Source organism: Parashewanella hymeniacidonis (assembly GCF_016900895.1).
In the GTDB taxonomy this organism is placed as follows: Bacteria; Pseudomonadota; Gammaproteobacteria; order Enterobacterales; family Shewanellaceae; genus Parashewanella; species Parashewanella hymeniacidonis.
Window position 1 is genome coordinate 1 of the sequence record NZ_JAFEUN010000261.1, and the last position, 1,660, is coordinate 1,660.

Below are 1,660 nucleotides of genomic sequence, written 5' to 3' on the forward strand. Positions count from 1 at the left end.
GCCGCTGGCGTGGGCAGACCTTTTCGACGGCACATACTGGCCACCGCAGCCAGCTTTGTCTTGCACAAGCGGCCGTTATCACCTTTTAAATACTCAGCAGTGAAGAATGCTTTCATTGCCGCTGGCGTGGGCAGACCTTTTTGGTAGCACATACTGGCCACCGCAGCCAGCTTTGTCTTGCACAAGCGGCCTTTATCACCTTTTAAATACTCAGCAGTGAAAAATGCTTTCATTGCCGCTGGCGTGGGCAGACCTTTTCGGCAACACATACTGGCCACCGCAGCCAGCTTTGTCAGGCACAAGCGGCCGTTTTCATCTTTTAAATTCTCATCTTTGAAGAATTTGTTCAGCGCCGCTGGCGTGGGCAGACCTTTTTGGCAGCACATACTGGCAACCGCCTTCAGCTTTGTCAGGCACAAGCGGCCGTTTTCATCTTTTAAATGCTCATCTTTGAAGAATGTGTTCAGCGCCGCTGGCGTGGGCAGACCTTTTCGACGGCACATACTGGCCACCGCCTTCAGCCTTGTCAGGCACAAGTTACGTCCATCTTTCAGATGATTATCGTTGAATAATGCTTTCATTGCCGCTGGCGTGGGCAGACCTTTTTCGCAACACATACTGGCCACCGCAGCCAGCTTTGTCAGGCACAAGCGGCCGTTTTCATCTTTTAAATGCTCATCTTTGAAGAATGTGTTCAGCGCCGCTGCCGTGGGCAGACCTTTTCGGCAGCACATACTGGCCACCGCCTTCAGCCTTGTCAGGCACAAGCTATCGTCCTCACCTTTTAAATACTCAGCAGTGAAGAATGTGTTCAGCGCCGCTGGCGTAGGCAGACCTTTTTGGCAGCGCATACTGGCCACCGCAGCCAGCTTTGTCAGGCACAAGTTACGCCCATCTTTCAGATGATTATCGTTGAAGAATGCTTCCAGTGCCGTTGGTGTGGGCAGACCTTTTCGGCAGCACATACTGGCCACCGCAGCCAGCTTTGTCTTGCACAAGCGGCCGTTATCACCTTTTAAATACTCAGCAGTGAAGAATGTGTTCAGCGCCTCTGCCGTGGGCAGACCTTTTCGGCGGCACATACTGGCCACCGCATTCAGTCTTGTCAGGCACAAGTTACGTCCATCTTTCAGATGATTATCGTTGAATAATGCCTTCAGTTCCGTTGGTGTGGGCAGACCTTTTTCGCAACACATACTGGCCACCGCCTTCAGCTTTGTCTTGCACAAGCGGCCGTTATCACCTTTTAAATACTCAGCAGTGAAGAATGTGTTCAGCGCCTCTGCCGTGGGCAGACTTTTTTGGCGGCACATACTGGCCACCGCCTTCAGCCTTGTCAGGCACAAGTTACGTCCATCTTTCAGATGATTATCGTTGAAGAATGCTTTCATTGCCTCTGCCGTGGGCAGACCTTTTTGGCAGCACATACTGGCCACCGCAGCCAGCTTTGTCTTGCATAAGCGGCCGTTATCACCTTTTAAATACTCATCTTTGAAGAATGTGTTCAGCGCCGCTGGCGTGGGCAGACCTTTTTGGCGGCACATCGACATAACGTACGATAATTGAGGATGTTTAGCTATACACTCAATATCACTGTCGGATAGGTTTGCAAAGGCTGTTATTGCGCCATTATTATATTTAAATAGACCTTCAAACGCCG

Annotated in this window: 1 protein-coding gene; it reads right to left on the reverse strand. The window is 50.9% G+C overall.

All coding sequences use genetic code 11. The features are described 5' to 3' along the window. Positions 1 to 1,660, reverse strand: a 1,660-nt coding sequence (locus JQC92_RS22205; RefSeq protein WP_205001703.1) for a hypothetical protein, incomplete at both ends; no start/stop codon positions are given.